Annotated in this window: 29 protein-coding genes, 1 tRNA gene and 1 pseudogene; 20 read left to right on the forward strand and 11 right to left on the reverse strand. The window is 72.9% G+C overall.

Annotated features, from left to right (window positions below; all coding sequences use genetic code 11):
• Positions 1–58: 58 nt before the first annotated feature.
• Both ACYVMZ_RS23630 and ACYVMZ_RS23635 read right to left on the reverse strand, forming a co-directional pair.
• Positions 59–853: an Fpg/Nei family DNA glycosylase gene (locus tag ACYVMZ_RS23630; protein WP_461082810.1), complete on the reverse strand. Its 795-nt coding sequence runs from the start codon at positions 851–853 to the stop codon at positions 59–61.
• A 217-nt stretch (positions 854–1070) separates the two neighbouring features.
• Positions 1071–1520 carry a DUF1707 SHOCT-like domain-containing protein gene (locus tag ACYVMZ_RS23635; RefSeq protein ID WP_461082812.1) on the reverse strand — a complete coding sequence of 150 codons (450 nt, stop codon included), beginning with the start codon at positions 1518–1520 and terminating at the stop codon, positions 1071–1073.
• 85 nt (positions 1521–1605) lie between these two features.
• On the opposite strand from ACYVMZ_RS23635, the gene ACYVMZ_RS23640 reads away from it, so the two are divergent.
• Positions 1606–2181 (forward strand): TetR/AcrR family transcriptional regulator, encoded by a 576-nt coding sequence (locus ACYVMZ_RS23640; protein WP_461082814.1) that lies wholly within the window; start codon positions 1606–1608, stop codon positions 2179–2181.
• On the opposite strand, the gene ACYVMZ_RS23645 is transcribed toward ACYVMZ_RS23640, so the two are convergent.
• The 3 genes from ACYVMZ_RS23645 to ACYVMZ_RS23655 form a co-directional block, all read right to left on the reverse strand.
• Positions 2132–4333, reverse strand: coding sequence for an MMPL family transporter (locus ACYVMZ_RS23645; RefSeq protein WP_461082816.1), 2202 nt, complete (start codon positions 4331–4333; stop codon positions 2132–2134). The two genes, ACYVMZ_RS23640 and ACYVMZ_RS23645, sit on opposite strands and share 50 nt — an antisense overlap.
• A gap of 106 nt (positions 4334–4439) precedes the next feature.
• A complete protein-coding gene (locus tag ACYVMZ_RS23650) occupies positions 4440–5108 on the reverse strand; it encodes a response regulator transcription factor (protein ID WP_461082818.1) in 669 nt (222 codons plus the stop codon).
• Positions 5105–6370, reverse strand: a complete 1266-nt coding sequence (locus tag ACYVMZ_RS23655; protein ID WP_461082820.1) for a sensor histidine kinase — start codon at positions 6368–6370, stop codon at positions 5105–5107. The genes ACYVMZ_RS23650 and ACYVMZ_RS23655 overlap by 4 nt, the downstream gene beginning before the upstream one ends.
• Before the next feature lie 166 nt (positions 6371–6536).
• On the opposite strand from ACYVMZ_RS23655, the gene ACYVMZ_RS23660 reads away from it, so the two are divergent.
• Together ACYVMZ_RS23660 and ACYVMZ_RS23665 are read left to right on the forward strand one after the other, a co-directional pair.
• The gene (locus tag ACYVMZ_RS23660) at positions 6537–6959 is read left to right on the forward strand and encodes a hypothetical protein (protein ID WP_461082822.1); all 423 of its coding nucleotides are present in this window, start codon (positions 6537–6539) and stop codon (positions 6957–6959) included.
• Between the two features lie 93 nt (positions 6960–7052).
• Complete coding sequence (locus ACYVMZ_RS23665; protein ID WP_461082824.1) at positions 7053–7958, forward strand: DUF72 domain-containing protein; 906 nt, start codon at positions 7053–7055, stop codon at positions 7956–7958.
• Here ACYVMZ_RS23665 and ACYVMZ_RS23670 read toward each other — a convergent pair.
• The 4 genes from ACYVMZ_RS23670 to ACYVMZ_RS23685 all read right to left on the reverse strand — a co-directional run bounded on the left by ACYVMZ_RS23670 (position 7900) and on the right by ACYVMZ_RS23685 (position 13315).
• Positions 7900–9942 (reverse strand): copper resistance CopC/CopD family protein, encoded by a 2043-nt coding sequence (locus ACYVMZ_RS23670; RefSeq protein WP_461082992.1) that lies wholly within the window; start codon positions 9940–9942, stop codon positions 7900–7902. The genes ACYVMZ_RS23665 and ACYVMZ_RS23670 overlap by 59 nt on opposite strands.
• A gap of 154 nt (positions 9943–10096) precedes the next feature.
• A complete protein-coding gene (locus ACYVMZ_RS23675) occupies positions 10097–10576 on the reverse strand; it encodes a cupin domain-containing protein (protein ID WP_461082826.1) in 480 nt (159 codons plus the stop codon).
• A complete protein-coding gene (locus tag ACYVMZ_RS23680) occupies positions 10573–11181 on the reverse strand; it encodes a GNAT family N-acetyltransferase (RefSeq protein WP_461082994.1) in 609 nt (202 codons plus the stop codon). Before ACYVMZ_RS23680 ends, ACYVMZ_RS23675 begins: the two co-directional genes overlap by 4 nt.
• A gap of 10 nt (positions 11182–11191) precedes the next feature.
• On the reverse strand, positions 11192–13315 hold the full coding sequence (locus ACYVMZ_RS23685; RefSeq protein WP_461082828.1) for a penicillin acylase family protein: 2124 nt from the start codon (positions 13313–13315) through the stop codon (positions 11192–11194).
• Between the two features lie 106 nt (positions 13316–13421).
• On the opposite strand from ACYVMZ_RS23685, the pseudogene ACYVMZ_RS23690 reads away from it, so the two are divergent.
• From ACYVMZ_RS23690 to ACYVMZ_RS23720, 7 genes and pseudogenes are all read left to right on the forward strand, one after another.
• Positions 13422–13555: pseudogene (locus ACYVMZ_RS23690) on the forward strand (SIP domain-containing protein); the annotation flags it as partial.
• Between the two features lie 24 nt (positions 13556–13579).
• Positions 13580–14191: an HhH-GPD-type base excision DNA repair protein gene (locus ACYVMZ_RS23695; protein WP_461082830.1), complete on the forward strand. Its 612-nt coding sequence runs from the start codon at positions 13580–13582 to the stop codon at positions 14189–14191.
• 651 nt (positions 14192–14842) lie between these two features.
• Positions 14843–15511 (forward strand): HdeD family acid-resistance protein, encoded by a 669-nt coding sequence (locus ACYVMZ_RS23700; protein WP_461082996.1) that lies wholly within the window; start codon positions 14843–14845, stop codon positions 15509–15511.
• 31 nt (positions 15512–15542) lie between these two features.
• On the forward strand, positions 15543–15908 hold the full coding sequence (locus ACYVMZ_RS23705) for a hypothetical protein (protein ID WP_461082832.1): 366 nt from the start codon (positions 15543–15545) through the stop codon (positions 15906–15908).
• Between the two features lie 109 nt (positions 15909–16017).
• A complete protein-coding gene (locus ACYVMZ_RS23710; protein WP_461082834.1) occupies positions 16018–16152 on the forward strand; it encodes a hypothetical protein in 135 nt (44 codons plus the stop codon).
• Between the two features lie 241 nt (positions 16153–16393).
• The gene (locus ACYVMZ_RS23715; protein WP_004943146.1) at positions 16394–16690 is read left to right on the forward strand and encodes a type II toxin-antitoxin system VapB family antitoxin; all 297 of its coding nucleotides are present in this window, start codon (positions 16394–16396) and stop codon (positions 16688–16690) included.
• A gap of 123 nt (positions 16691–16813) precedes the next feature.
• Positions 16814–17425: a LytR C-terminal domain-containing protein gene (locus tag ACYVMZ_RS23720; RefSeq protein ID WP_461082998.1), complete on the forward strand. Its 612-nt coding sequence runs from the start codon at positions 16814–16816 to the stop codon at positions 17423–17425.
• Positions 17426–17487: 62 nt separating this feature from the next.
• Here the strand turns inward: ACYVMZ_RS23720 and upp are convergent, their stop codons facing one another.
• Entirely contained in the window at positions 17488–18123 is a 636-nt protein-coding gene (upp, locus tag ACYVMZ_RS23725) for a uracil phosphoribosyltransferase (protein ID WP_461082836.1), read from the reverse strand.
• A gap of 139 nt (positions 18124–18262) precedes the next feature.
• On the opposite strand from upp, the gene ACYVMZ_RS23730 reads away from it, so the two are divergent.
• From ACYVMZ_RS23730 to ACYVMZ_RS23765, 8 genes are all read left to right on the forward strand, one after another.
• On the forward strand, positions 18263–18493 hold the full coding sequence (locus ACYVMZ_RS23730) for a hypothetical protein (RefSeq protein ID WP_461082838.1): 231 nt from the start codon (positions 18263–18265) through the stop codon (positions 18491–18493).
• Positions 18494–18909: 416 nt separating this feature from the next.
• Positions 18910–19455 (forward strand): tRNA adenosine deaminase-associated protein, encoded by a 546-nt coding sequence (locus ACYVMZ_RS23735; RefSeq protein WP_461083000.1) that lies wholly within the window; start codon positions 18910–18912, stop codon positions 19453–19455.
• Between the two features lie 56 nt (positions 19456–19511).
• Positions 19512–19943: a tRNA adenosine(34) deaminase TadA gene (gene tadA / locus ACYVMZ_RS23740; protein ID WP_461082840.1), complete on the forward strand. Its 432-nt coding sequence runs from the start codon at positions 19512–19514 to the stop codon at positions 19941–19943.
• Positions 19944–20005: 62 nt separating this feature from the next.
• Positions 20006–20090, forward strand: a tRNA-Ser gene (locus ACYVMZ_RS23745).
• A gap of 93 nt (positions 20091–20183) precedes the next feature.
• The gene (locus ACYVMZ_RS23750; RefSeq protein WP_461082842.1) at positions 20184–20363 is read left to right on the forward strand and encodes a hypothetical protein; all 180 of its coding nucleotides are present in this window, start codon (positions 20184–20186) and stop codon (positions 20361–20363) included.
• Positions 20360–20653 (forward strand): Dabb family protein, encoded by a 294-nt coding sequence (locus ACYVMZ_RS23755; protein WP_461082844.1) that lies wholly within the window; start codon positions 20360–20362, stop codon positions 20651–20653. The genes ACYVMZ_RS23750 and ACYVMZ_RS23755 overlap by 4 nt, the downstream gene beginning before the upstream one ends.
• 151 nt (positions 20654–20804) lie before the next feature.
• The gene (locus ACYVMZ_RS23760; protein WP_461082846.1) at positions 20805–21689 is read left to right on the forward strand and encodes an RNA polymerase sigma factor SigF; all 885 of its coding nucleotides are present in this window, start codon (positions 20805–20807) and stop codon (positions 21687–21689) included.
• A 290-nt stretch (positions 21690–21979) separates the two neighbouring features.
• Positions 21980–22882 (forward strand): RNA polymerase sigma factor SigF, encoded by a 903-nt coding sequence (locus tag ACYVMZ_RS23765; protein WP_461082848.1) that lies wholly within the window; start codon positions 21980–21982, stop codon positions 22880–22882.
• Between the two features lie 259 nt (positions 22883–23141).
• On the opposite strand, the gene ACYVMZ_RS23770 is transcribed toward ACYVMZ_RS23765, so the two are convergent.
• A complete protein-coding gene (locus ACYVMZ_RS23770) occupies positions 23142–23336 on the reverse strand; it encodes a hypothetical protein (RefSeq protein WP_461082850.1) in 195 nt (64 codons plus the stop codon).
• Between the two features lie 196 nt (positions 23337–23532).
• Between ACYVMZ_RS23770 and ACYVMZ_RS23775 the strand changes: the two genes are divergently transcribed.
• Positions 23533–24042 carry a MarR family winged helix-turn-helix transcriptional regulator gene (locus ACYVMZ_RS23775; RefSeq protein ID WP_461082852.1) on the forward strand — a complete coding sequence of 170 codons (510 nt, stop codon included), beginning with the start codon at positions 23533–23535 and terminating at the stop codon, positions 24040–24042.
• A gap of 94 nt (positions 24043–24136) precedes the next feature.
• Positions 24137–26623, forward strand: a complete 2487-nt coding sequence (locus tag ACYVMZ_RS23780; RefSeq protein WP_461083002.1) for an MFS transporter — start codon at positions 24137–24139, stop codon at positions 26621–26623.
• Positions 26624–26704: the final 81 nt, after the last annotated feature.

Here is a 26704-nt window from a genome sequence, read left to right on the forward strand (position 1 = left end):
GCGCTCTGGCCACAGTTCGGTCAGAGCGCCCCCTTTCATCCCGAACCCCAGATGCTGCTCACCCCTCCCCACCCCCCTGACACCGCCCACACCACACCGTCCCCCGCCGCGCCACACGGGACCGGTGCAGGGTGTCGCCGCAGCGTGGGCAGGTCGGGGACGGGTCGTCGCGGTGGCCGGTGAGCCAGGTGTCGCGCGGGGGGACGCAGCCGGCGGTGATCGACGAGTGCAGGGTGCGGCGCATCTGGGTGTACAGGCGACGGCGGTCGGACTCGGTGAGGTCGCTCGCCCTGCTGGTCGGGCACAGTCTCGCGCGCCAGAGGATCTCGTCGGCGAGCAGGTTGCCGAGGCCGGCCAGGACGGACTGGTCGGTGAGGACGGTCTTGACTCTGCCGCGGTGGGAGGAGAGCGCGGCCTCGAACGTTTCGCGGTCCACCGCCAGGGCGTCGGGGCCCTGGCGCGCCAGCCGCCGTGCGACCTGCGAGTCGTCGGCGGCCAGCCACAGGCCCTGGAGTTTGCGCTGGTCGCGGTAGCGGAGCTGACGGCCGCCGGCCATGGTGAACAGGACGCGGTCATGGGGCTCGGCCGCATCGTGCGGACGGGCGCAGACCAGTCGGCCGGTCATGCCGAAGTGGAGCATCAGGGTGGGGCCGTCGTCGGTGTGGGCGAGCAGCCACTTTCCGTGCCTCACCGGCTCGGTGAATCGGCGGCCTTCGAGCGCGCCCCGCAGCCCACGCGCGCTGACCCCGTGCAGAACGCCCGTGTCGCGCACCTCGACGCGCTGGATGACCCTGCCCGTCGCGCAGGACTCGAGCACCTTCCGGAATCCCTCGACGTCTGGCAGCTCGGGCATGGAGCACCTCCTTCGACCGGATGACGCCGGGTGCCTGCCGGGCCCGCCTGCCGGGCGACGGCCGTCGGCGGTCGTCGGTGGTCTTCGCTGGCCGTCGGTGGTCTTCGGCCGTCGGTGGTTGTCGGGCCGTCGGTGATGCCCTTGCTGATCCCATTCAGCCTCCGTCCGCGCCAACCCGCCATCCACTGGACCCGTACCGGCCCAGCGCTCGGCTCGGTCAGTCGGTGTGCCTGGCGTCGCCCCCGTCGCGTGGCCAGATCGCGATGGCGATCAGTACGGCCGCCCACACGCCCAGCGGCGCGACCGGCCAGTAATACGTCAGCTCCCCGGCCTTCGCACAGCTCGCGCCCCAGATCACGGACATGATCACTGCTCCGCCGAGCCAGTAGCGCCACTCGGCCAGCCAGTCCGCGAGGTCCTTGCGGTCCTGTTCCGCGCGGGTGGGTGCCGGTGTGGGCAGGTCGGCGGTGAGTGCGGCCAGTTCGTCGGCCGTGCGGGACTGGAGGGCCTGCTGCGAGCGCCGCGCGTGCTCGGCCGGATCGAGTCGGCCCTCGGTCAGCGCCGCCGCCAGTACGCCCAGCGCCTCGTCCCGGTCACGGTCCGAGACCCGCACGGCCCGCGTGATCGGCGTGGCCGGCATAGCCGGGTGGTCGTGCCGATCGTTCATACGTGTCCCCCTTCCCCTGCCGCGTACCATCTCGCGGACGCGCTTTTAGAATACGATCGTATCTCAAAGAGGGGAAGCAGGCCCGATGCCCAAGACCGTCGACCGGGAGGAGCAGCGCCGGCAGATCGGTGCGGCCCTGCTCCGCCTCGTCTCCGAGCGTGGCCTCGACGAGGTCAGCGTGCGTACCGTGGCCGCTGCCAGCGGGCGTTCTGCCGGGGCCGTGCAGAAGTACTTCCGTACCAAGGAGGAGATGCTGGTCTTCGCCGCCGAGCTGGCCGGTGAGCGGATCGAGCGGCGGATGGGCGGGGTGGACACGGCGCTGCCGCTGCGCCAGGCGCTGCGCGAGCTGATTCTGACCACGCTGCCCGTGGACGCGGAGCGCCGTGCCGAGGCCGTCGCTCAGCTCGCCTTCGCCGTCCACGCGGTACACCATCCCCGCCTGGCCGCGATCCGCCGCGAGGTCGACCGGGACGTCCGCCGGGCGCTGGCCGCCTGGCTGGAGGCGGCCGGGCACGGCGGCGGCGCGGGGGCCCTCGCCGATGCCCTCATCGCCCTGAGCGACGGCCTGGCGCTGCGCATGCTGTACGCGCCGGAGGAGCGGGAGCCGCTGCTCAGTGCCCTGAACCAGGCCCTGGACGCCCTGGTTCCTGGTCAGGGCTAGAACCGCCGTCCGGCCGCTCCAGGGACAGCCTCGGCAGGCGGCGGGCCAGTGGTGCGGGCAGCCACCAGGCGCGGGTGCCGAGGAGTTGCATGACCGCCGGGACGATCAGGCAACGGATCACCACCGCGTCGAGGAGGATCGCGGTCGCGAGGCCGAGGCCGAACTGCTGGAGCATGCGGCTGGGGCTGAGGACGAACGCGGCGAAGACGACGATCATGATGGCCGCGGCGGCCGTGATGACCCGGCCGGTGGCGGCCAGGCCCTCGCGGACGGCGTGGGAGGAGTCGCGGGTGCGTTCCCACTCCTCGTGGATGCGGGAGACGAGGAAGACCTCGTAGTCCATGGACAGGCCGAAGACGATCGCGAAGATCATCACCGGGATGAAGGCCTCGACGGGACCGGGTGACACGCCGAACCAGCCGTGCTGGAAGACCAGGTTGATCACGCCCAGGGCGGCGGCGATGGAGAGCAGGTTCAGCAGCGCCGCCTTCAGCGGGATCAGGAGCGAGCGGAACACCAGGAGCAGCAGGAGGGCGGACAGGCCGACCACGATCGTGACGAACAGCGGGATGCGGGCCGACACCGAGTCCGCGAAGTCCTGGGCGGCCGCCGTGGGGCCGCCGATCAGGTACGTGGCGCCGGTGCGGACGGCCAGGCGGGGCAGGGTGTCGTCCCGCAGGGTGTGGACCAGGTCCGCGGTCCGCTCCGCCTGGGGGGCCGTGGTGGGGAAGGCGATGACCGTGGAGATCCTTCCGTTGCCGGTGGGCAGGGGTGGGGTGGTGGCCGCGATGCCGGGGGTTCGCGTCAGCGTCGTGCGCAGCTCGCGTGCCGCTGCCGGGTCGCCGTCGGTCACCAGCACCAGGGGGCCGTTGAAGCCCGGGCCGAAGCCCTCGGCCAGGAGGTCGTAGGCCTTGCGGCTGGTGGACGTCGCCGGGTCGTTGCCCGCGTCGGCGAAGCCCAGGCGCAGGCCGAGGGCCGGGGCGGAGAGGGCCAGCAGGGCGAGTACCGCCGTCAGGAGGGCCGGCAGCGGGCGGCGCTGTACGGCCGTGGCCAGCCGGCGCCAGCGGTGGCCCTCCTGCCTGCCCTTGGACCTCGCCCTGGCGGCCCGCCTGTGCACCTGGCGCTCGATGCGGGCGCCGAACAGGGCCAGCAGGGCCGGGAGCAGGGTCAGGGAGGCGGCCATGGTGACCAGGACGGTCAGTGCGACGGCGAGGGCCACGCCCTGGAGGGAGCCGAGGCCGAGGGCGACCAGGCCGAGCAGGGCGATGATGACGGTGCAGCCCGCGAAGAAGACCGTACGGCCCGCCGCGTCCAGCGCGATACGGGCCGCACTCGCGCGGTCCGTGCCGTCGGTGAGTTCGGAGCGGTAGCGGTAGAAGATCAGCAGGGCGTAGTCGACGCCCACGCCCAGGCCGACCAGCATCATGATCGGCGGGGTGAAGTCGGCGACCGTGAAGACGTGCGAGGCCAGCGCGATCAGGCCGACCGCTCCGCCGACCGCGAAGAGCGCCGTGACCAGGGGCAGTGCGGCCGCCACCAGCGAGCCGAACAGCAGCACCAGGACCACCAGCGCGGCCAGCATGCCCGCGCCCTCGGCGGCCCCGCCGCCCTCCTCCTCGGCACCGCGCACCGCGTCCCCGCCGAGTTCGACGGTCAGGTCGTCTCCGGCTGCCGACCGGGCGGTGTCGATGATGCGGGTGACGTCCTGGCGGGGGACCTCCTCCGCCTTGCCGTCCAGGACGACCGTGGCGTAGCCGGTCGTGCCGTCGTCGGAGACGGCGGAGGCGTCCGCGTACGGGCTGCGGACCTCGGTGACGCCGGGCAGCTCGCGTACGCGGTCGAGGAGCCGCTCGACGGCCGGGCGGTCGCCGTCCAGGCCGTCGGGGTCCCGGAAGACGATCTGCACACTGTCTCCCGCCTGCGCCGAGCCGTGCCGTTCCAGCAGGTCGGCGGCGGCCTGGGAATCGGTGCCGGGCAGGGTGAAGTCGTTGCGGTAGGCGCTGCCCGCGCTCTGGGCGCCGGCCGTGATGGCGGCGACCACGACGATCCACAGGAGGAGGGCGCCGAAGCGGTGTCGCTGGGACCAGGTCGCGAGGCGGCCGAAAGCGCCCACGCGGGCCGGGCGCGCGATCACGGAGGTAGGGGTGCTCATACAGCGCAGGGTCCGGTCACGGCCCGGCACGGCGCGTCGGCCCCGGGCGGACACCTGGCCTGCCCCACGGGTTGTGGGTGACCGCCGCCCCGTACACCCGTGGTCGCTACTCCGTCAGCCACCGCGGACTGACCATCCCCGACTCGTACGCCAGCACCACCAGCTGGGAGCGGTCGCGGACGTCCAGCTTGGTCATGATGCGGCTGACGTGGGTCTTGGCGGTGGCGGGGCTGAGGACGAGACGGGCGGCGATCTCGTCGTTGGTCAGGCCGGCGGCGACCAGGCGCATGACCTCGCGCTCGCGGTCGGTGAGGGCGTTCAGGCGCGGGCCGGGCCGCGGGGGCCTGGCGCGGCCGGCGAACTCGGCGATCAGCCGGCGGGTGACGGAGGGGCTGATCAGGGCGTCCCCGCGGGCCGCGACCCGTACGGCGTGCACGAGTTCCTCCGGCTCGGTGTCCTTGACCAGGAAGCCGGTCGCGCCGGCGCGCAGGGCGCCGTACACGTAGTCGTCCAGGTCGAAGGTCGTCAGGATGACCACCTTGACGGTGTCCAGGCGCGGGTCGGCGGCGATCTCCCGGGCCGCCTGGAGGCCGTCGACGCCCGGCATGCGGATGTCCAGGAGGACGACGTCGGGCTGCAGGGCGCGGCAGGCGGCCACGGCCTCGGCACCGTCGCCCGCCTCGCCGAGCACCTCGATGTCGTCCTCGTCCTCCAGGATCGAGCGGAACCCGGCCCGGACCAGGCGCTGGTCGTCCGCCAGTACGACTGTGATCATGATCGGTGGAGTGCTCCGTTCGGGCGCGGGAGGTTCCGGCAGGGCAGTCTGGCCCGCACCGTGAAACCGCCGTCCGGGCCGGGGCCCACCGTCAGATCGCCGCCCAGGGCACGGGCCCGCTCCCGCATGCCGGTGATGCCGCTGCCGGTGATACCGCTGCGGGTGATGCCACTGCCCGTGAGACCACTGCCGGTGACGCCACTGCCGGTGATGCCGCTGCCGGTGATGCCGCTGCCGGCCAGTGTGCCGGTCGGGCGTGCCGGTCCGCGGCCGTTGTCGGTGATCTCGACCGTGACGTGGTGCGAGCCGCGCTCGGTGCGGACGGTGACCGCGGTGGCGTGGGCGTGGCGGGTGACGTTGGTGAGGGACTCCTGCACGATCCGGTACGCGGCCAGGTCCACCTCGGCGGGCAGCGGCCGGTGGTCGCCGTCGGTGTGCACATGGACCTGGAGGCCGGCGAGCCGGGCGGATTCCACCAGTTCACCGAGCCGGTCGAGGCCGGCCGTGGGCGCGGTGGGCGCGGCCTCGTCGGCCTGGCGCAGCACCCCCAGCGTCGCGCGCAGCTCCCGCAGCGCCTCCCGGCTGGCCTCCTTGATCGCGCCGAGGGCCTGCTCCGCCCGTTCCGGGCCGCCGTCCGGGTCCTTGCGCAGGCGGCGCAGGGCGGCCGCCGACTGGACGTTGATGAGGGAGATGTGGTGGCCGACGACGTCGTGCAGCTCCCGTGCGATGCGCAGCCGCTCCTCGCTCGCCGCCCGCTGCTCGGCCTCCCGGGCCAGGGCCAGCCGGTTGTGCCGCACCCAGCCGAGGGCGACCACGCCCACCAGCCAGCCGGTCAGCATGAACAGGGCGACGCCGTTGACGTCGTGGTTGCCCAGCAGCGTGCCGGTGCCGGTGAGGAGCACCGTGAGCGCGGCCAGGACGACGGCCGCCCGCAGCCGCCCCTCGGCCGCGACCGCGTACAGGGCCACGACGAAGGCGACCATGAGGGGACCGTCGTAGACGCTGACGAGGTAGTAGGCGATGGTGGCGGCCAGGACGGACCCGGCGACGGCCACCGGGTGACGGCGGCGCAGGTACAGCGCCCCGCAGGCGGCCGCCATCAGGGCCCAGCCCAGGGCGGTGACGGGCCAGGACTCCGCCCGCTCGCCGATCAGCGAACGCAGGCTGCCCACCGCCACCAGGACGAAGAGGCCACCGGCCAGGGCGGCGTCCGCCGCACGGCCGCGCGGCAGCCGCGCACGGGCGACGGCGTGGAGAACCATGCCGTCAGCGTAGGCAGGCCGCTCGTGCCGTGCCGTCCTCCACACGGTGGAGCGGACCCGCAACCCCGGGGGTAGCCGGGCGCGGCGACCCGCAACCGGTGGGGTACGGCAGGTGTCCGCCACGGGCCGACGCCCCGGAGCCGGCCGTCCGCCGACGCTGGGGCCCATGAGCACCGACACCAGTCCTCCGCTCGCCGAGCGGCTGCGCGGCCTGCACCGGCCGATGGTGGCCGCCCTGACCGGCATCGCGCTGGTCCGGCCGCTGTTCTCGGTCACCGGCCTGAGCGAGGCCGTCGGGAAGCCCGCCACCGCCCTCACCCTCACCGCGCTCATCACGCTGACCTGGGTCCTCGCCGTCGGCCTCACCCGCGTACCCGAGCCGTTCCTGACGCTCGTGGCCGCCGGCCTCGGATACGCCCTGGCCGCCCTGGTCCTGAGCGCGGTCCTCTCCCCCGTCCTCACCGGAGAGCTCCAGGGGCCTCTCGCCCACCCGCAGGCCATCGTCCCGCTGTTCCTCGTCAACGGGCTGTGGGGCGCGTTCTGCGGAGTCTGCGCGGTCGGGGTGCGGCGCTTGCGGGCGCGGAACTGAGGGCCGCACGCGTCCGCGTGGCTGACACCGCCGCGTCCACGTGGCTGACACATCGTCAGTCTGCCTGCGCTCCCTGCGGGTAACCGCACCCCCATGGGCGACATCCTGGTGGGCACGTGTTCGTGGACGGACCGGGCGCTGGTCGGCAGCGGTTGGTACCCGGTGGGGCGGCGGGACGCCGAGGGACGGTTGCGGTACTACGCCGAGCGGTTCCCGGTCGTGGAGGTGGACGCCACGTACTACGCCCTGCCCGCCGAGCGGAACAGCCGGCTGTGGGCCGAGCGGACACCGGACGGGTTCGTGTTCGACGTGAAGGCCTTCTCGCTGCTCACCGGGCACCCGACCCGGAGCTCCGCGCTGCCGCCGGGAATCCCGGCCGACTCCCGGGATCCGGGGGTGCTGGACGAGGTGTGGGCGCGGTTCGCCGACGGAATCGCCCCGTTGCGGCAGGCAGGGCGGCTGGGCGGCGTGTTGTTCCAGTTCCCGCCGTGGTTCCGGCCCGGGGAGCGCGCCGAGCGGTTCCTGGCGGACACCGCCCGGCGGACGGACGGGTGGCCCGTCGCCGTGGAGTTCCGGCATCCCGCGTGGTGGGAGGAGGGGCGGGCCGAGGCCACGTGCGCGCTGCTCGGGCGGTACGGCATGGCCGCCGTCGCCGTCGACATGGTGCAGACGCTGCCGTCCTCCGTCCCGCCGGTCACGCCCGTCACCTGGCCCCGGCTGGCCGTCGTACGCTTCCACGGGCGCAGTACCGCCTGGGGAACCGGCACGAAGGAGGATCGCTTCCGGTACGGCTACCGCGACGCCGAACTCGCCGAGTGGCTGCCCCGGTTGCACCGGCTCGCCGAACGGGCCGACCAGGTCCACGTCCTGTTCAACAACTGCTGCGGCGACGCCGCCGTCCGGGCCGCCGAGGCGATGACCCGGCTGCTCGGTCAGCCCGCTACCGGGCGATCCGCACCGGCTTCGTCACACTCACCTGGTCCAGCTCGGACACCCTGACGGTCGCCTTCATCGTCCAGGTGCCCGGGATGGGCAGGGTGAGGTCGTTGGTGGCCCAGTAGCCGCCCCGGTCGGTCAGCTTGGCGTCGATCGGCCCGAGCTTCTGCGCCGGGAGCGTGAAGGACAGGCGCAGTTCGGGGATGGTGGTCAGGCCGCCGTCGGCGCCGAGGACCACGGCCTGCACGCCGTTGTCGCCGGTACGGCCCGGGTCCAGGGTGATCTGCACCGTGCCGCGTCCGCCCGGGGTGCCGACGTCGAAGGGGATCGTGGCGACGGTGGCCGCGGGCAGCCCGGGTGTCGTCGCGGGCACCTGCGCCGCCTCGGCCTGCGCGCGGGCCGGCAGGGTGCCGGTCAGGACGGTCGTGACCGTCAACACCACCGCGCTGACGGCGACTTCGGCGAGGACCGAGCGGCGCAGGGAACGGTGGTGGGTGCCGGTCGCGGCCGGGGGGGCTGCCTGGTCGGTTCCGGGCTCCGGCTCCGTTCCCGTTCCCATCTCCGTCCCCGGCTTCGGCTCCGGATTCGGCCTCGGATCCGGATTCGGATTCGGATTCGGATTCGGACTCGGCCTCGGATCCGGATACGCCTCCACCTCCACCTCCATCTCCGGTTCGGCTCCCGTCTTCCGCTCCGGCTTCGGCGCGGACTGCGGACCGCCCACCGACTCCAGAACCCGTTCCCGTACGGCCATCTCCGATTCCGTCTCCGCCTCCGTCCCTGCCCCCGTCTCTGCCTCCGCACCCGCGCCCGCGCCCGCCCTCGCCGGCCGCGCCGTCCAGCGCCGCGAGTAGCCCGCCGCCATCAGCAGCGCGACGACCGCCGCGAGTTTCAGCAGCAGCGTCCGGCCGTACGACGTGTCCGTGAACGCCGTCCAGGAGCCGAGGCCGCGCCAAGACTGGTAGACGCCGGTGACGACCAGGACGGTCACCGAGGTGAAGGCGACGCGGGAGAAGCGGGTGACCGTGGCCGGCGGGAGCGAGGGGGCGGAGGCCGAGCGGCGCAGCAGGATCAGCAGGGCGACCAGGCCGCCGAGCCAGACCGCCATCGCCAGCAGGTGCAGCACGGACGACGCCATCGCCAGCGGCACCTGGATCCCGGCCGAGGCGTGCTCGGCGGCGGCCCAGGTCAGGGCCAGGCCGACGGCGAAGGCGCCGCCCGCCACGAGGGTCACCGGGGTCGGCGCCCCCTCGCCGGGCCGCGACTCGTCCTCGCCGGATCCCCGCTCCTGCCCGCGCCGCTCGGCCAGTCGTACGCGCGCGGACAGGCGTACGAGGAAGGCCGCCGTCAGCAGCAGGGCCAGCCGGGCCAGCAGGGCCAGGCCCGGGCGGCCGGTCAGGGTGCGGCCGAGGGCCGAGGGGTCCAGGGCCGACGCGGGGCTCGTGCCCGTCTCGTACGGGGCGCGCAGCAGGAGGAGGACCACGGTGGTCGCCAGCAGCGTCCACCAGCCCGCCCGCAGCGGCAGCCGCAGCGGGGCCGGGTCCGGGGGGCGGCACAGGGCCGCGAACGCCGCCGTGCCGATGAGCAGGGCGGCGGCGAGGTAGGCGAGGAGGCGGGCGGTGTCGTGGAGGGTGCCGGTCAGGGGATGTTCGTCGGGGCCCGTGGGGACGGCGGCCGTCGTCGGCGAGGGTTTGCCCACCGAGAAGGTGAAGGCGCCGGAGACCGGGTGGCTGTCCGCCGACACCACCCGCCAGGCCACCGTGAAGGTGCCCTCGCCGAGCTCGGCGGGCAGGGTGATCCGGGCGGTGTCGGAACGGCCGTCCGCGTGCTGCGGCTCGCCCGTGCGCACCCGGTGGTTCTCGGGGTCGTAGACGCGGAAGGAGTCCTCCAGCAGGCCGACGGACTCGGTGAAGGTCAGGGTGAGGTGGCGGGGGGCCGACTTGAGGACGGCTCCGTCCTTGGGGTCGGTGCCGCGCAGGGCGGCGTGGGCCGTCGCCGGTCCCGCGCCGCCGAGGAGGAGCAGGACCAGCACGGTGCCCAGCAGCACCAGCCCTTGAAGTCCCCGTCGCCCTCGGCCCGCGTCGTACACACGGTCACACCTCACGTCGCTTCTCCGTTGTCGGACTTGCCGCCTCATGGACAGGTACGGACGTGAGCCGCCGCGCGCTCACCCGCGCCGCACGGAGCGAGGGGTGGGGGCGTCAGGGACGGCACAGCGCCACGATCCGCGCCGCCTGGTCCGGGTAGCGTGCCGTCAGCTCCGCCACGTCACCGTGCTCGTAGCCCTCGTACGTGAAACCGGGCGCCATCGTGCACCCGAACAGCGTCCACGCACCGCCCGCCACCACCCGCGCGCCCATCCAGGTGCCGGCGGGGACGGTCACCTGGACGTGCTGGCCGCCGAGTACGTCCGGGCCGAGCACGGCCGTCCGGGACGTGCCGTCCGGGGCGAGGAGGAGGAGTTCCAGCGGGTCGCCGAGGTAGAAGTGCCAGATCTCGTCGGTGGGCAGGCGGTGCAGGGCGGAGAAGTCGTCCGGGTCGGAGGTCAGCAGGGCGACGATGGCCGTGCCCTCGGGCCGGCCGTCGGCCCGCTCGGGCCCGGCCCAGGTCTGCCGGAACCGCCCGCCCTCACGCGGGATCGGCTCCAGTCCGTAGTGCGCGACAAGCTGCTCCGGGGTCACGCCGGGAAGGCTACCTGCCGGGTGAGGAAGGAGAGCTGTGCCTTCTTCTCCGGCAAGTAGACGTCGGGGAGGTCGACTTCGGGCAGGACGACGACGGGGCCCGCCGTGAAGCCCTGCCTCAGGAAGCGGGCGATCGCCTTCTCGTTGGCCACGTCCGGGTCGACCACGATCCGCTGCCGGTCCAGGCCCAGCAGGACATACGCGCTGACGACGGTCAACAGCGCCGCCGTCCAGCCGGGGCGCGCGCCGCCCGGGCCGGCGGGGGCGAGGAGCAGGTGGAGGCCGATGTCGCCGGGTTCGACGGCGTAGCACTCGCTGACGCGGTCGGCCTCCGGCTCGTACGTCTGCAGGAGCGCGGCGGGTTCGCCGTCCTTCACGACGAGGAAGGCGTGGTGGGTGTCGAGGGTGTCCATGTGGGCGTAGATCTCCGCCACCTGCTCCTCGGTCAGGCCGGTCATGCCCCAGAAGACGGCCCGTTCCTCGCTCACCCAGCGGTGGACGACCCCGGCGTCGGCCCGCGCGTCCAGCGGCAGCACGCGGACGGTGCCGAAGCCGTCGACCACCTGCTCGTGGACCGCGGTGCGGGAGGCGTACGGGTCAGTCAGGTCAGTCGGGTCAGTCATGGGGCTCCTTCTCCAGCTGCGCCCAGTCGGTGACGACCGGGACGAGATCTCCCTTGAGCCACAAGGGGAGTTGGTCACGGTGGTGGGGTGATCCGGGGACGCCGGAGGCGCCGAGGGGGACCACCCAGAGGCTGTCCTCGCGGCGGGCCAGGTCCCACACGTACCGGGCGACCGGGCCGCGCGCGGCGAGGTCCGTGAGACCGGGCACGGCGGAGGTGCACAGCACGCAGTCGTGGTCGCCGGACAGGCCCGGTTCGTCGTACGACGTGCCGGTGTCGGTCAGGGCCCGCCAGGGGGCCAGCCGGTGGGTGTCCCCCCAGGTGCCGGCGGGCGGCCGGGCGGCCACCTCCTCCAGCGCCGCGCGGACGGCCGCCGGGCGGTCGATGCCGTACAACTCCCGCGCCGTCAGCAGGTGTTCGAGGGCGAAGCCGATGCGCGGGACGAGGGCGAGCCAGGGCAGGAACACCTCCGGGTACGCGGGCGGCACGGCCAGCGCGGCGAACGCGGGGTGCGCCGCCAGCCGGCGTACGACCGCGCCGCGCACCGCCGCGTACACCGCCGCGTCCGTGCTGCCGGCGTCCATACGGCGGTTCCAGCGCAGCAGGCGGTCCCTGATCGCGGCGGCCTCGGGGGTGAGGCCGTCGAGGGCGCGCAGGTGCTCCAGCAGGGGCGCGGCGGAGGCCAGGTGGGTGTCCGTGTGGATGGCGGGCATGTCGGCGGCGGACCAGCGCTCCCGCCGCGCGAGCAGCTCGGCGATGCGGTCGGCGCGGTGCGGCGGGGCGAACTCGACGCCGAGCGGGGTCGCCGGGCCGCGCTGGTTGGCCATCACGGCGACGCCGTCGGTCAGGCCCGCGCGGGGCATCTCGTGCCAGCCGCGCCACTCGTGGCCGGGCTCCCAGGCGGGCACCAGGCGGATCCGGTTGGCCTCGGCGCGCACCGGCACCCGGCCCGCGACGCGGTGCAGCAGGCCGCCCTCGGTGTCGGCGGCCTGGACGACGTTGACCGGATCGGCCCACCGGTCGAAGGCCCGGTCCACGTCGGCGACCCGGCGGGCCCGCAGCAGCGGAAGCAGGGCGGCGAAGCCGAGGTCGCCGGTGACGCGGGGCGGGTAGCGCAGGCTGATCGCGACCGGGGGCGTGCCCGGGTCGGGCACACCGCCGTCGAGGCCCTCCGGCCCGCCGATGACGACCGGGCCCCGGTCGGTCTCGATCACCTCGACCTCGACGGACTCCTCGCCCGCCACGGCGATCGTCTCGGTGTGCCGGGCGGCGCGCCGCCACACGCCGTCCGGGCCGAGGGCCTCGACGCCGGCGCCGGTGCGGCGCAGCCGCTCGCGGTAGAGGTCCTGGTAGTCGGCCATGGCGTTGGTGATGGCCCAGGCGACCGTGCCGGTGTGGCCGAAGTGGGCGATGCCGGGAACGCCGGGGACCGCGAGGCCGACGACGTCGAACTCGGGGCAGGACAGGTGGATCTGCTGGTACACGCCCGGGTCCTCGATGAACCGGTGCGGGTCGCCCGCGATGACCGCCTGCCCGGTCGTGGTCCGCTCGCCGCCGACCAGCCAGCCGTTGCTGCCGGAGGTGCCGGGGCCGTCGGTGGCGAACAGGGCGACGGCGTCCGGGCCGAGATGGGCCGCGACCTGCTCGCGCCAGAGCTTGGCCGGGAAGCCCGCGAAGAGGATGTGCGCGGCGAGCCAGACGCCGAGCGGGGTCCAGGGCTCCCAGCGGCCGGGGACGAGCCCGGCCCGGCCGAACTCGGGGGCCCTACGGGCCGGGCCGGCACCCGCGACGGACGCCCGGACCTCCGCCAGGCCCTCGTTCACCCCGTCGACGTACGCCCGCACCCACTGCGCCGTCTCCGGGTCCCGTCTCTCCAGCTCCGCCCAGCATCGGCGGGCGGTGTCGGCGAGCCGGGCCCGCCGCGCCAACCGGTCCCAGGGCAGGGCCTGGGGGCCCAGGAAGGACGCCGAGGTGCCCTGCGCGCGGTGCCGCTCGACCTCCAGCTGCCAGGCCCGGTCGCGGGCGGTGACGCGGCCCTGGGCGCGGGCGAGTTCGGCCGCGCCGCCCGCGCGCAGATGCGGGATGCCCCAGGCATCGCGGTAGATCTCGGTGCCCACCCTGTGTCCCCGCTTTCCTTTAGGTTAGGCTCGCCTAAGTCCTTCGGGGCGAAATCGTACGCGAAGGGTGCGGACGCGATGGGCAGGGGCGGGCCCGACCTGCTGAGCAGCACCCCCCGACCCGTACGTCTGGATCGCCTGCGACACCGCGACGACCGGGCGCTGTCGGCGTACGCACGCAAGGAGCTGGGCATGCCGAAGCACCGGATGCACGCGCTGGGGCACTGGCGCGCGAGCTGAGCGCGCACGCGCGATCATCGGGTCATGGACGTCACTCTTCACCTCGCCCAGGACCCCCAGGCCGACGCCCTGCTCGGCCGCAGTCCGCTCGCCGCGCTGGTCGGGATGCTGCTGGACCAGCAGATCCCGATGGAGTGGGCGTTCAAGGGACCGGCGACGATCGCGCAGCGACTCGGCACGGACGACCTGGACGCACACGAGATCGCCGCGTACGATCCCGACGCCTTCGCCGCACTCCTCTCCGAGAAACCGGCCGTGCACCGCTACCCCGGGTCGATGGCCGGGCGCATCCAGCAGCTGTGCCAGTACCTGGTCGAACACTACGACGGTGACGCCGAGGCGCTCTGGCGGGGCGTCGACACCGGCAAGGAACTGCTGAAGCGCCTGGAGGACCTGCCCGGCTTCGGCAAACAGAAGGCCCAGATCTTCCTGGCCCTCCTCGGCAAACAACTCGGCGTACACCCCACAGGCTGGCGCGAGGCCGCGGGCCCCTACGGCGAACCCAAGTCCTTCCGCTCCGTCGCCGACATCACCGGCCCGGAGTCGCTGGCCAAGGTACGAGCCCACAAGCAGGAGATGAAGGCCGCGGCGAAGGCGGCGAAGGGAGTGAAGGGGACGAAGGGGGTGGGGAAGTAGGGCGGGAGATGGCGGGGGCAGGAGGTCTGGGGGGGCAGGAGGTCCGGAGGCAGGAGGTCCGGAGGCTGGAGTTTCCGGGGGCCGGAGGCTGGAGGGCGGCAGGAGGTCCGCGGGCCGGGGGCCGTGAGGCCACGAGCCCGGGAAGCCGCAAGCGGCGAAGGCTGTGAAGGGGGCGGGGAAGAAGGGCCGGGCCCAGGAAGCCGCGCGGGACCTTGCGGGCCCAGGGCCCGCGAGACCGCCGCACCGGGACCGCGGCCGCCAGGCCGGGAAGCCGATGGGCCGGGAAGCCGACAGGCCGCAACCCCCCAAAGCCACGAGACCGCAAGACCGCCGGCGGCAACCAGCCCCCGACACACACGTCGGCCAACCCCCGACCCACGTCGGCAACCCCCGACCCACACGTCAGCCAAGTGGCCCGCCCAGCTGGCGGAGTGGTCGCGCGGGGTCCAAGCATGGACCATGACCGAGCCACCTGGCGGCTCCCCCTGGGAACCGGAGCGCGAGGGCCCTCGCGGGCCGGCCGCTCCTCGTGCCCGCGCGCCGCAGGACCCGGCCGAGCTGAACGACCCGTACAGCCGCGCCCCTACCGACCCCCACGGTCCCGGCCCGGGCACCGCGCACGGGCGCGCCCCGCGCGACCCGTACGACCAGATGCCGACCGACCCGCACGGACCGCACGGGCCCACCCCGCGCCATGCGCACACGGCGATATCCCCGCCGGGCGGCCGGGAGCCGGAGCCGCCCCTCGTGGGGCCGCTCCATCTGCTGTCGCGCACCGCCTGGCAGTCCGTCCTGCTCACCGGTGCCGCATCCCTCGTGCTGGGGGTGCTGACGCTGGTCTGGCCGGGTGCCTCGCTGCTCGCCGCCGGGGTGCTGTTCGGCCTCTACCTCCTGGTCAGCGGCGTCCTCCAGCTCGCCGCCGCCTTCGGCACGCACCGCACGACCTCCCTGCGCGTCCTGGCCTTCGTCAGCGGTGCCCTGTCGATTCTGCTGGGCCTGTTCTGCTTCCGCGGCCCGCTCCAGTCGATCCTGCTGCTCGGGTTGTGGATCGGCATCGGCTGGCTGTTCCGCGGGATCACCCAGACCTTGGCCGCCGCCCACGACCCGGCGATGCCGGCCCGCGGCTGGCAGGTCCTCCTGGGGCTCCTCACCGGCGTCGCCGGGGTCGTCCTGATCGTCGCGCCCTTCGAGTCCGTCGCCGTCCTCACCCTGGTCGGCGGCTGCGGGCTGCTCGCGGTCGGTGCCGCCGAAATCGTCACGGCCCTGCGGATCCGCGCCCGCCGAACGCCGAGCGGGCGGATCTCGCCGCCGGTGGGGTGACCGGCATGCGCGCCTCAGGGAATGACCTGCCGTGAGTCCCGCACCGCATGCCCCTCGCGCCACGCGCCAAAGCGCGTGGCTGCGGGTGCTGGTCCTGCTGCTCGCCCTGCTCGTGGCGGGCGCCGCCGTCGGCGGGCAGACGGTGGTGCCGACCGCCGCGGTGTCCGGCGAGAGCAGCGGTGGTGCGGCCGTCGAGGACGACGGCCTGGACACCTTCCTGCGGCCCGCGCCGCACAGCGGCCGGCGGCCCGCCGTACCCCTGCGTCCCGCGCCCCCGCCGGCCCCCCGGCGCACGCACGCCGAGTCGCGCCCCGTCCCGCTCGTCCCGCTGCCGCCCCGGCCGCCGTACCCCCTGCGCCCCCTGCGCCCACTGCGCTGTGTGGTCCTGCGCTGCTGACCGGACCGGCCATCGGCCCGTCGGCCCATGGGCCATCGGGTCCATCGGCCCATCGGTCCGTCAGTCACGCACGGAAGCAAGCAAGAAGCAGTGAAGGAGGTACACAGCCATGCTCAACAAGGACCCGTACGCGGTCATGCGCGCCCTCCTGCGCGCGGAGGCCGCACGCAACACGCCCAAGCCCGAGCCCAAGTCCGATGAGCAGCAGCGACAGAGGTCCCAGAAGGAGCGAGAACGCGGCTGACCGGCAGGGCCGGACGGCGGAGGCGGTCCTTCGGGGCTACCGCCTCCGCCACGCCCTGCCCACGAGGAGAGGGCGGCAGGACCGCCCCGGCCCCGGGAACGGTGGCCTGCGGCATGCGTGGTCTCGCGGCCGCTCGTATCAGACACCTGTTCCCGATTTGCTCCTTTTCTGATGTCTTTTTCAGCGTCGCACTACGTCGCCACGGCTGCGCCCGGAAGGTCTTGACCGGTAGGCTTTCCGTGTGATCTTCAAGCGCATCGGAAACGGCCGGCCGTACCCCGACCACGGCCGGGAAAGCACCCGGCAGTGGGCGGACGTCGCGCCGCGCCCGGTCCGCCTCGATCAGCTCGTGACGACCAAGCAGCAGCTCGACCTGGAGACCCTGCTCGCCGAGGACTCGACGTTCTACGGCGACCTCTTCGCGCACGTCGTGAAGTGGCAGGGCGACCTGTACCTGGAGGACGGCCTCCACCGCGCGGTCCGCGCGGCGCTCCAACAGCGCCAGGTGCTGCACGCACGGGTCCTCGAACTCGACTGACCGGGCCGCGCACCGCGGGTTGGCCCTTTCGGGTTGGACTGAGCGACGTCCAATGATCATCTAGTAGGCATCGTCGCTCGGGCGCACTACGCTGCGCCCATGAGCATGCTGACTCCCCCCGGCATGGGCGGCCAGTACCGCATCACGGGGGACAAGTACCCGCGGATGCGCCGGCCCCGGCGGCGCGGCAGGCTCGTGCTCCTCGTCGTGGCCTCCGCGGCCGTGCTCGGCATGATCGGCTGGGGCACGCTGCAGCTCATCGACGTCTTCGGCGGCGGCGGCAGAAAGGCTTCAGCAGTCGGCTCCGGGACGGACTGCGTCACCAAGGCGAGCCCCTCGCCCAGCGCCCGGCCGCTGCCCGAGCCGGGACGGATCACGGTCAACGTGCTCAACGCCACCACGCGCAGCGGCCTCGCCAAGAAGACCGCCGACGAGCTGAAGAAGCGCGGCTTCACGATCGGCGACGTCGGCAACGCGCCCAAGGAGTACGACAAGAAGGTCAAGGGCACCGGCGTCCTGCTCGGCCCCGCCTCCGCCCTGGACACCTCGCTGCCCGTGCTCGCCACCCAGCTCCCCGGCGCCGAGCGCCGCACCGACGCGGCCCGCAAGGGCGCCGCCGTCGACCTCATCATCGGCGACGCCTTCAAGGAGCTCGCGAAGAAGGCGGACGCCGACCGGGCCCTGACCACACTGGCCAGTCCGGAGCCGACGCCCGCCGCGAAGCAGGGCTGCTGACGAGCCGTGCCGAGCCGGACCGAGCCGTACGACGACTCGCCCGGCGACCACACTTGCTCTGCCTACTCGGCGGACCCGTACATCCGGTCCCCGGCGTCGCCCAGGCCCGGCACGATGTAGCCGTGCTCGTTGAGGCGCTCGTCGACCGAGGCCGTCACGACCGTCACCGGGGTGCCGGCGAGCTCCCGCTCCATGACCTCCACGCCCTCCGGGGCGGCCAGCAGCACCACGGCGGTCACGTCGTCCGCGCCGCGCTTGATGAGCTCCTGGATCGCCGCGACCAGCGTGCCGCCGGTGGCGAGCATCGGGTCGAGGACGTACACCTGCCGCCCGGAGAGGTCCTCCGGCATGCGCGTGGCGTACGTCGAGGCCTGCAGCGTCTCCTCGTTGCGGATCATGCCGAGGAAGCCCACCTCGGCGGTCGGCAGCAGCCGGACCATGCCGTCCAGCATGCCGAGGCCGGCCCGCAGGATCGGCACGACCAGCGGACGGGGGTGGGAGAGCTTGACGCCCGTGGTCCGTGCCACCGGCGTCTGGATGTCGACCTGTTCGGTGCGCACGTCGCGCGTGGCCTCGTAGGCGAGCAGGGTGACCAGCTCGTCGGCGAGGCGGCGGAAGGTCGCGGAGTCGGTGCGCTGGTCGCGCAGCGTGGTGAGCTTGTGGGCGACCAGGGGGTGGTCGACGACGTGGAGACGCATGTCCACCACAGTAACCGGGCCGGATGGGCCCGGCGTCCCCGCGCACGGCAAGCCCGCAGTCCGGCCCGTCATCTGTTCGCTGGCGTCAAACCGCCCGTCCGGGGGAATGTGGGAGGGACGGAACAGGGGTGGTGAGCCGATGCCCGACCGGCATTCCCGACACGATTCGCCGCCGCGCGCGCAGGCGGGCGCCAGGCGGACCGATGAGATGAACGAGAGGTACGAGACGGACGCCGAGCGCCGCCGGCGCCGCGCCCAGTTCCTCCGCGACCTCGCCGAGGCCCGGGAACTGCGCGACCGGGTCCAGCCGCGCCGCGCCAAGACGGCCCGCCTGAGGCACGCGATGCGCATGCGGACGTTCCGTTGGTAGTCCGCCCGGTGACCACCCGGCAGTACGCCTGGTAGTCCACCCGGCAGTACGCCTAGTGGTCCCCCTGGCAGTCCGCCGGTAGGGATATCCGGGTGAACGGCGCGCTGGCCCGGCCGGAAGATCACCGGGCTTTCCGGCGTTGTCGCGGTGGGCGTGCGTGAGCCGTGGGAAAAGCCGCGTACGATCCCGCACGTGGCGGCAACGAGTGCGCTGGTGAGTCCTTCACGGACGTGCTCGCGGACCTCCTCGGAAACCCGCGATCGAAACTGCCGGACACAGGGAGCCGAAGACGTCCCCTGAACGCCTTGTTTCTGCCACGATTCCGAGTGGGTGGGGCTCGGAGAAGCACTCCCCGCCCGCAACCTCCGCCGGGGGGATCCCCAACCGGCACGCCTATGACCAGTGGGAGAGTCACGGTGTACTTCGCCGCACTGCTCGCGCGCACCGAAGACGGGTGGGAAGCGAGCGACACAGAGCTCGACGATGTGGAGACGCTGTCGGATCTGGCCGACCTGGCCCGGGAAGCCTCTCCCGACGAGGACACGGTGCTCGTGCTCATCGAGCAGGAGGACGCCTGGTTCGGCGTCGTCCGCGTGGACGGCGAGGACGACCCTCGTATCTACGTCTCGGACGCCGCCGCCGCCGCCCGCAGCAGCTACGGCGAGATCCTGCTCACCGACGAGCTGCTCGGCCGGGAGCCCGGGGACGACGGGCCCGACCTGGACGCCCTCGACCTCGACGGCACCGAGGACGGTGAACCCGGCGACGACACCGAGGACGCCGACGACGGCGACGCGGCCGCCGGTTCCGCCGAGGCCGTGCCGCACGGCCCGGTCGGTGACGCCCAGATCCTGGAGGACCTGGGTGTCACCGAGAAGGAGCTGCGCGCGCTGTCGGAGGACGCCCTCACCGAGATCGCCGAGGCCCTGGGCGCCTCGGAGACCCTGGAGACCGTCCGCTGACCGCACCGACCGCAGCAGGCACACCGGACCCGGTCCGCGACCGCTGGCGGGCCGCGATGCGTCGTGCCCTGGACGAGGCGGCGCTGGCCGTCCGGGGCGGTGACGTCCCCGTCGGCGCCGTCGTGCTGGCCCCGGACGGCACGACCGTGCTCGCGGCCGGGCACAACGAACGCGAGGCCACCGGCGACCCGACGGCACACGCGGAGGTCCTCGCGATCCGGCGGGCCGCCGCAGAGCTCGGCCAATGGCGGCTCGCCGGCTGCACCCTGGTGGTCACGCTGGAGCCCTGCACGATGTGCGCGGGCGCGCTCGTGCAGTCCCGCGTGGACCGCGTCGTCTACGGCGCCCGCGACGAGAAGGCGGGCGCGGCCGGCTCCCTGTGGGACGTCGTACGGGACCGCCGGCTCAACCACCGGCCCGAGGTCATCGAGGGCGTGCTCGCCGAGGAGTGCGCCCGGCTTCTCACCGACTTCTTCCGCGCTCGCTGAGCCCCGGATCAGCCCCCATATCGATTTCAAACCATGGCCCACCTTGCTGTAGGGTCTCCCTCGGTAGCGTGTCCGAGCGGCCGAAGGAGCTCGCCTCGAAAGCGAGTGTGGCGCAAGTCACCGAGGGTTCAAATCCCTCCGCTACCGCTGGAGAAGGGCCCCGTCGAAAGACGGGGCCCTTCGTGCGATCATGAGCCCGCTCGACGCACAGCAGCGACAGGAGTGACAGGGGAGGCCGCGATGGCGGTGAACGCCAAGAAGATCGCCGTCTACGTCCTCGCGGTCTTCGCGCTCTACGTGATCATCACGGACCCGAAGGGGGCCGCCGACTACGTCCGGATAGGGTTCGAGGGCATATCCGACGCCGCCAAGGCCGTCGGCGACTTCATGACGTGGATCGCCAACGGAGGGAAGTCATGATCCGTCACCTCGTCCTCTTCCGGCTCAACGAGGGCGTCGAGCGCGACGACCCGCGCGTGGTGAAGGGCGTCGAGGCCTTCCGCGCGCTCGACGGCAAGATCCCCGAGATCCGCTTCTGGGAGCTGGGCTGGAACATCAGCGACCGGCCCATCGCGTACGACTTCGCGATCAACTCCGCGTTCGACGACCCGGCCGCGCTGCGGCGGTACGTGGAGCACCCCGAGCACCAGGCGGGCGTGGCGCTGTGGCGCGAGTTCGCCACCTGGGTGATCGCCGACTACGAGTACTGAGCCTCCTCCTCAGGGAGCCCTCCGCCGGACGGCGGGGGGCTTTCGTGCGTCCTGGGCCCCAACTTGTCCCTCAACACGGCGTTATGCGGTGCTTGCACACAGTGCACATGTCTTGTGATGCTATGACCGCTTTTGACGGATGAGTTGACCGATGAGGACCGATGAAGAGGTGGCGTTGACCGTGTCGGCCAGTACTGCGCCGCCCCAGGACGAGGTTCCCGCCCAGGCCCCGGCACCGGCCGAGACCGCGACCCCGGCCAGCCCCGCCAAGCGCCGTGGCGCCGACACCCGGGCGCTGACCCAGGTGCTCTTCGCCCAGCTCAAGGAACTCCAGCCGGGCACGCCGGAACACCACCGGGTGCGCGGGGCGCTCATCGAGGCCAACCTCCCGCTCGTGCGCTACGCGGCCGCCCGCTTCCGCTCCCGCAACGAGCCGATGGAGGACGTGGTCCAGGTCGGCACCATCGGGCTCATCAACGCCATCGACCGCTTCGACCCGGACCGGGGCGTGCAGTTCCCGACGTTCGCCATGCCGACCGTGGTCGGCGAGATCAAGCGGTACTTCCGTGACAACGTCCGTACGGTCCATGTGCCGCGCCGGCTGCACGAGCTGTGGGTGCAGGTCAACAGTGCGACCGAGGACCTGACGACCTCCCTCGGGCGCTCCCCCTCGACCGCCGAGATCGCCCAGCGGCTGCGCATCACCGAGGAGGAGGTGCTGTCCTGCATCGAGGCGGGGCGCTCGTACCACGCCACCTCGCTGGAGGCCGCCCAGGAGGGCGACGGGCTGCCCGGGCTGCTCGACCGGCTCGGCTACGAGGACCCGGCGCTGGACGGGGTCGAGCACCGCGACCTGGTCCGGCATCTGCTCGTCCAACTCCCCGAACGGGAACAGCGAATTCTGCTGCTGCGCTACTACAGCAATCTCACCCAGTCGCAGATCAGTGCGGAACTCGGCGTCTCCCAGATGCATGTCTCGCGGCTACTCGCGCGTAGCTTCCAGCGGTTGCGGTCGGCGAACCGGATCGACGCGTAACGGGAACTCGACCGGCGCACAACCGAAAGCACGAGCGAGACGTAACCGGCGCGAGCGAATCGCTCACCAGGGCATCTCCCGGCGGTTCTGCGCCGAAAAACCGTCAGACCGCCTGTTTCCAGGGCTCTTTCACGTCTCGCATGTCGACATGTCACTACAGCGTGTTGCCGACATGTGACATTCTGCGTGAAGCGCGTTTGCCGGAGCTCTGGCTCCGGTATTCAGGTGAAGGCTGCGTTCCTGAAGTGGGAGCGTCCGCCGCGACCGTCCCGCGACCCAAAGGGGGTGGCATGTCCGCAGAACAGGGCAGCTCGAAGGTGCTCACGCTCGCGGAGAGCGACACAGCGCCGCATGCGCTCGACACACTCGGCCCCATCGACGAGGTGTCGACCCTTGAGGCCGCACCGGCCCCGGCTCTCCCGGCCTCGGAAGCCATCGACACCCGCACCTTGTCCCGCTCCCTGTTCCTGCGGCTCGCCGCGCTCGACGAGGACAGCCCCGAGCGTGCCTACGTCCGGGACACGCTCATCGAGCTCAACCTCCCGCTGGTGCGGTACGCCGCCGCGCGGTTCCGTTCCCGCAACGAGCCGATGGAGGACATCGTCCAGGTCGGCACGATCGGGCTGATCAAGGCGATCGACCGGTTCGACTGCGAACGGGGCGTGGAGTTCCCGACGTTCGCGATGCCGACGGTGGTCGGTGAGATCAAGCGGTTCTTCCGGGACACGTCGTGGTCGGTGCGGGTGCCGCGCCGGCTGCAGGAGCTGCGCCTGGCCCTGACGAAGGCCAGTGACGAGCTGTCCCAGAAGCTGGACCGCTCGCCGACGGTCGGTGAACTCGCGGCGGTGCTGGGCGTGTCCGAGGAGGACGTCGTCGACGGGCTCGCGGTCGGCAACGCGTACACGGCGTCCTCGCTGGACTCCCCGGCCCCGGAGGACGACGGCGGCGAGGGCTCGCTGGCGGACCGGCTCGGCTACGAGGACACGGCCCTGGAGGGCGTGGAGTACCGGGAGTCGCTGAAGCCGCTGCTGGCCAAACTCCCGCCCCGCGAGCGGCAGATCATCATGCTGCGCTTCTTCTCGAACATGACCCAGTCGCAGATCGGTGAGGAGGTCGGCATCTCCCAGATGCACGTCTCACGGCTGCTGACGCGGACGCTGGCACAGTTGCGGGAAGGGCTCATCTCCGACTGATGCCCGCGGCGGCCTGCGCGGGTGGGTGGGGGCTGGAGTAGCGCCCACCGCCCGGTAAGTAGGTCGGGGACGTGTCGGGGGGTGTCCGCCCGCAGCGGCTGGCGGACACCCCCCGACACGTCCCCTTCCGTGCGTGGGCGACTGCGGGCGCGTATGCCCGTGGGCGTCCGGTGCCGTGCGTGGGCGGGGCCGCGGGTGCGTCCACCCTGCGGTGCCGGGGCCGCCCCAGCACCAACGCCGGGTACCAGTGAAGCGGGCCTTACCCCAGCGCCAGCCAGGCCACCGCCGCCACAATCGCCACCGCGGCGACGACGCCGATGATGAGGCCGATGCGCGGGCCGCTCTGCGCCGCCGCCTGCCGGCCCTGCGGGGCGGCCTCGTCGACGAACGCGCGGAACATCTGGGTGCTGCCAGCGGGGTCGTGGTTGCCCTGAGGGCCCTGGGTGTTAGCCATGCCCCGAGACCCTAGCGAAATCCGGGGGCGGGACCCAAGTGGGGGTCCGCCCGCCCACCCGAACGTCACCACCTGCGCGTTTACTGGCGCAATACTTGCCTTTGCCAACTTTTTGTCCCGCACCCGCCCCATTTTGCTTGCCTGTAGCAACCAACAGCCCATATGGTTGCCCTAAGCAACGAAAGCGGGAGGTGCGATGGCCGAACGGGCGCAGTACGAGGAGCTGATGCGTCAGTTCAGCGCCTTCGGTGCCGTGAAGCGGGAGCTGGGCCGGATCATGCCGGCCGACTGCCCCAGCGGCTCGGCGGCCGTCCTGACGCTGCTCGACCGCCACGGCGACATGCGCATGAGCAAGCTCGCGGAGCTGCTCGCCGTGGACATGTCGGTGACCAGCCGCCATGTCGCGCACGTCGCCGAACGGGGCTGGATCGAACGCTCCCCCGACCCGGCGGACAAGCGCTCACGCATCCTGCGCCTCACACCGGCGGGCCGGGCACAGCTCGACGAACTGTCCCGCCGGACCACGCAGGTGCTCGCCGAGCGCCTGGGCGACTGGTCCGACGAGGACGTCGGCCGGCTCGCCCGGCTGATGGCCCGGCTTCGGGACAGCTTCGGCGACTGCCGGCCCGCCCACCGGGCCGGACCGCCGCCCCGGCCCGCACCCCCCGCACGCGAAGAGACCACCCGTACACCCGCAACCACGTAAGAGAAGGAAGTCCATGGCAACGACCACACCAGCCGGTGTGCGGGCCCATGCCGAGCACGGTGGGGGCTCACACGGCTCCTCCGACGGCGCTCCGATGACGCACCGGCAGATCATGGAGGCCCTGACCGGGCTGCTGCTCGGCATGTTCGTCGCGATCCTGTCGTCGACGATCGTGTCCAACGCCCTGCCCCGGATCATCGGCGACCTCGGCGGCGGTCAGAGCGCCTACACCTGGGTCGTGACCGCGTCCCTTCTGACGATGACCGCCTCCACCCCGCTGTGGGGCAAGCTCGCCGACCTCTTCTCCAAGAAGCTGCTGATCCAGCTGGCGCTGGTCGTCTTCGTGCTGGGTTCGGCGGCGGCCGGCATGTCCCAGAACCCCGGCATGCTCATCGCGTTCCGCGCGGTCCAGGGCATCGGCATGGGCGGTCTGTCCGCACTGGCCCAGATCATCATGGCGGCCATGATCTCGCCGCGTGAGCGCGGCCGGTACAACGGCTACCTCGGCGCCACGTTCGCCACCGCGATGGTCGGCGGTCCGCTGGTCGGCGGTGTCATCACCGACACCGGCTGGCTCGGCTGGCGCTGGTGCTTCTACGTCGGCGTGCCCTTCGCCGTCATCGCGCTGATCGTGCTGCAGAAGACCCTGCACCTGCCGGTCGTCCGGCGGAAGGTCAAGGTCGACTGGGCCGGCGCCCTCTTCATCACCGCGGCGGTGAGCCTGCTGCTGGTCTGGGTGACCTTCGCCGGGGACAAGTACGACTGGCTGTCCTGGCAGACCGGTGCGATGGTCGGCGGTGCCGTGGTCCTGCTCGGGGTCTTCGTCCTCGTCGAGGCGAAGGCGAGCGAGCCGATCATCCCGCTGCGGCTGTTCCGCAACCGGACCATCACGCTGGCCTCGCTGGCCTCGCTGTTCGTCGGGGTCGCGATGTTCGCGGGCACCGTCTTCTTCAGCCAGTACTTCCAGCTGGCCCGGGACAAGTCGCCGACGATGTCCGGCGTCATGACCATCCCGATGATCGCCGGTCTGTTCGTCTCCTCCACCGTCTCCGGCCAGGTCATCACCCGCACCGGCCGCTGGAAGGCGTGGCTGCTCGCCGGCGGTGTGCTGGTGACCGCGGGCCTCGCCCTGCTGGGCACGATCCGGTACGACACCCCGTACTGGCACCTGGCGATCTTCATGGCCCTGCTGGGTCTCGGCATCGGCATGATGATGCAGAACCTGGTGCTGTGCACGCAGAACCAGGTGGCACCGACCGACCTGGGCGCGGCCAGCTCCACCGTGAACTTCTTCCGGTCCCTCGGCGGTGCCGTGGGCGTCTCGGCGCTGGGCGCGGTGCTGGCGCACCGGATCACCGACTACGTCAAGGACGGCATGGCCGGCCTCGGCGCCCAGGGCGCGTCCCTCGGCCACGCCGGCACGGCCGAGGGGAACATCCCCGACCTGGACGCGATGCCCGCGCCGGTCCGTACGGTGGTGGAGTCCGCCTACGGCCACGGCGTCGGTGACGTCTTCCTCTACTCGGCACCGCTGGCCCTGCTCGCCCTGCTGGTGGCCGTCTTCATCAAGGAGGTTCCGCTGCGGACCAAGGGCGCGCTGGCGCAGGCCGCGGAGGCGGAGGCACCCGCCGGGACCCCGGCCGAGGCGCCGGCCGAGGCATCCGCTCCGGTCGCCGAGCAGGAGAAGGTGCGGGAGAAGGTGCAGGGGAACGTGCCGAGCTGGGCCGTCGCGGACACCGAGGTCTCCGGCCAGGACACGGCCACGCAGCGGCTCGCGGCCGTCGCCACGGTCGCCCGCCCCGAGGAGACCGCCTCGGGCGGCGGGATACCGGTGCGCGGCTTCGTGCGCGGTGCCGAATCCGCGCCCGTGCCGCAGGCCGCCGTCACACTGATCTCACTGGCCGGGCGCCAGCTGGGCCGGTCCGTGGCGCAGGCCGACGGCTCCTACACGCTGCACGCGCCGGGCTCCGGTTCGTACGTCCTGATCGCCTCCGCCGACGGTCACCAGCCGCAGGCGTCCACGGTGGTCGTGAACGGCGAGCCGGTCGCGTACGACATCATGCTCAGCGGCACCAGTGGCCTGAGCGGTGTCGTGCGGGCCGCCGGGAGCGGGCTGCCGGTGAAGGACGCGATGGTGATCGTCACCGATGTGCGCGGGGATCTGCTGGCCACCGGGACGAGCGGTGAGCAGGGCGAGTTCTCGCTCGCCGAGCTGGTGCCGGGGGCGGTGACCGTCGCGGTGAACGCCGCCGGGTACCGGCCGCGCGCCCTGCCCGTCGAGGTGGGCGGCACCGGGGTGACGCGGATCGAGGTCGACCTGGACGCGGGCGCCCGGGTCCAGGGCGTCGTACGGGCTCCGCACGGGCCGCTCGCCGACGCCCGGGTGACGCTGGTCGACGCGGCGGGCAACGTGGTCGGCTCGGCCACGACCGGTGCGGACGGGGCGTACGCCTTCACCGACCTGGACGGCGGCGAGTACACCGTCATCGCCACGGGCTACCCGCCGGTGGCGACCGCCCTGACCGTGACCGGCACGGGCATCGACGACCACGACATCGAACTCGCCCACCCCGGCGAGTAGTCCACACCCCGGCCCGTGGCGGGCGAGCGCGCTGACGAGCTTCAGGCGCGCCCCGCCACGGGCCGGTTCTTATCCGAGGGA

This window comes from Streptomyces deserti (genome assembly GCF_054782695.1).

Bases quoted from the DNA above. Each gene is read 5' to 3' on its own strand.
- ACYVMZ_RS23630 (WP_461082810.1), bottom strand. From the start codon at position 853: ATGCCCGAGCTGCCAGACGTCGAGGGATTCCGGAAGGTGCTCGAGTCC.
- ACYVMZ_RS23635 (WP_461082812.1), bottom strand. From the start codon at position 1,520: ATGAACGATCGGCACGACCACCCGGCTATGCCGGCCACGCCGATCACG.
- ACYVMZ_RS23640 (WP_461082814.1), top strand. From the start codon at position 1,606: ATGCCCAAGACCGTCGACCGGGAGGAGCAGCGCCGGCAGATCGGTGCG.
- ACYVMZ_RS23645 (WP_461082816.1), bottom strand. From the start codon at position 4,333: ATGAGCACCCCTACCTCCGTGATCGCGCGCCCGGCCCGCGTGGGCGCT.
- ACYVMZ_RS23650 (WP_461082818.1), bottom strand. From the start codon at position 5,108: ATGATCACAGTCGTACTGGCGGACGACCAGCGCCTGGTCCGGGCCGGG.
- ACYVMZ_RS23655 (WP_461082820.1), bottom strand. From the start codon at position 6,370: ATGGTTCTCCACGCCGTCGCCCGTGCGCGGCTGCCGCGCGGCCGTGCG.
- ACYVMZ_RS23660 (WP_461082822.1), top strand. From the start codon at position 6,537: ATGAGCACCGACACCAGTCCTCCGCTCGCCGAGCGGCTGCGCGGCCTG.
- ACYVMZ_RS23665 (WP_461082824.1), top strand. From the start codon at position 7,053: ATGGGCGACATCCTGGTGGGCACGTGTTCGTGGACGGACCGGGCGCTG.
- ACYVMZ_RS23695 (WP_461082830.1), top strand. From the start codon at position 13,580: ATGGACGTCACTCTTCACCTCGCCCAGGACCCCCAGGCCGACGCCCTG.
- ACYVMZ_RS23700 (WP_461082996.1), top strand. From the start codon at position 14,843: ATGCCGACCGACCCGCACGGACCGCACGGGCCCACCCCGCGCCATGCG.
- ACYVMZ_RS23710 (WP_461082834.1), top strand. From the start codon at position 16,018: ATGCTCAACAAGGACCCGTACGCGGTCATGCGCGCCCTCCTGCGCGCG.
- ACYVMZ_RS23720 (WP_461082998.1), top strand. From the start codon at position 16,814: ATGGGCGGCCAGTACCGCATCACGGGGGACAAGTACCCGCGGATGCGC.
- upp (WP_461082836.1), bottom strand. From the start codon at position 18,123: ATGCGTCTCCACGTCGTCGACCACCCCCTGGTCGCCCACAAGCTCACC.
- ACYVMZ_RS23730 (WP_461082838.1), top strand. From the start codon at position 18,263: ATGCCCGACCGGCATTCCCGACACGATTCGCCGCCGCGCGCGCAGGCG.
- tadA (WP_461082840.1), top strand. From the start codon at position 19,512: ATGCGTCGTGCCCTGGACGAGGCGGCGCTGGCCGTCCGGGGCGGTGAC.
- ACYVMZ_RS23750 (WP_461082842.1), top strand. From the start codon at position 20,184: ATGGCGGTGAACGCCAAGAAGATCGCCGTCTACGTCCTCGCGGTCTTC.
- ACYVMZ_RS23755 (WP_461082844.1), top strand. From the start codon at position 20,360: ATGATCCGTCACCTCGTCCTCTTCCGGCTCAACGAGGGCGTCGAGCGC.
- ACYVMZ_RS23760 (WP_461082846.1), top strand. From the start codon at position 20,805: ATGAGGACCGATGAAGAGGTGGCGTTGACCGTGTCGGCCAGTACTGCG.
- ACYVMZ_RS23765 (WP_461082848.1), top strand. From the start codon at position 21,980: ATGTCCGCAGAACAGGGCAGCTCGAAGGTGCTCACGCTCGCGGAGAGC.
- ACYVMZ_RS23770 (WP_461082850.1), bottom strand. From the start codon at position 23,336: ATGGCTAACACCCAGGGCCCTCAGGGCAACCACGACCCCGCTGGCAGC.
- ACYVMZ_RS23775 (WP_461082852.1), top strand. From the start codon at position 23,533: ATGGCCGAACGGGCGCAGTACGAGGAGCTGATGCGTCAGTTCAGCGCC.
- ACYVMZ_RS23780 (WP_461083002.1), top strand. From the start codon at position 24,137: ATGACGCACCGGCAGATCATGGAGGCCCTGACCGGGCTGCTGCTCGGC.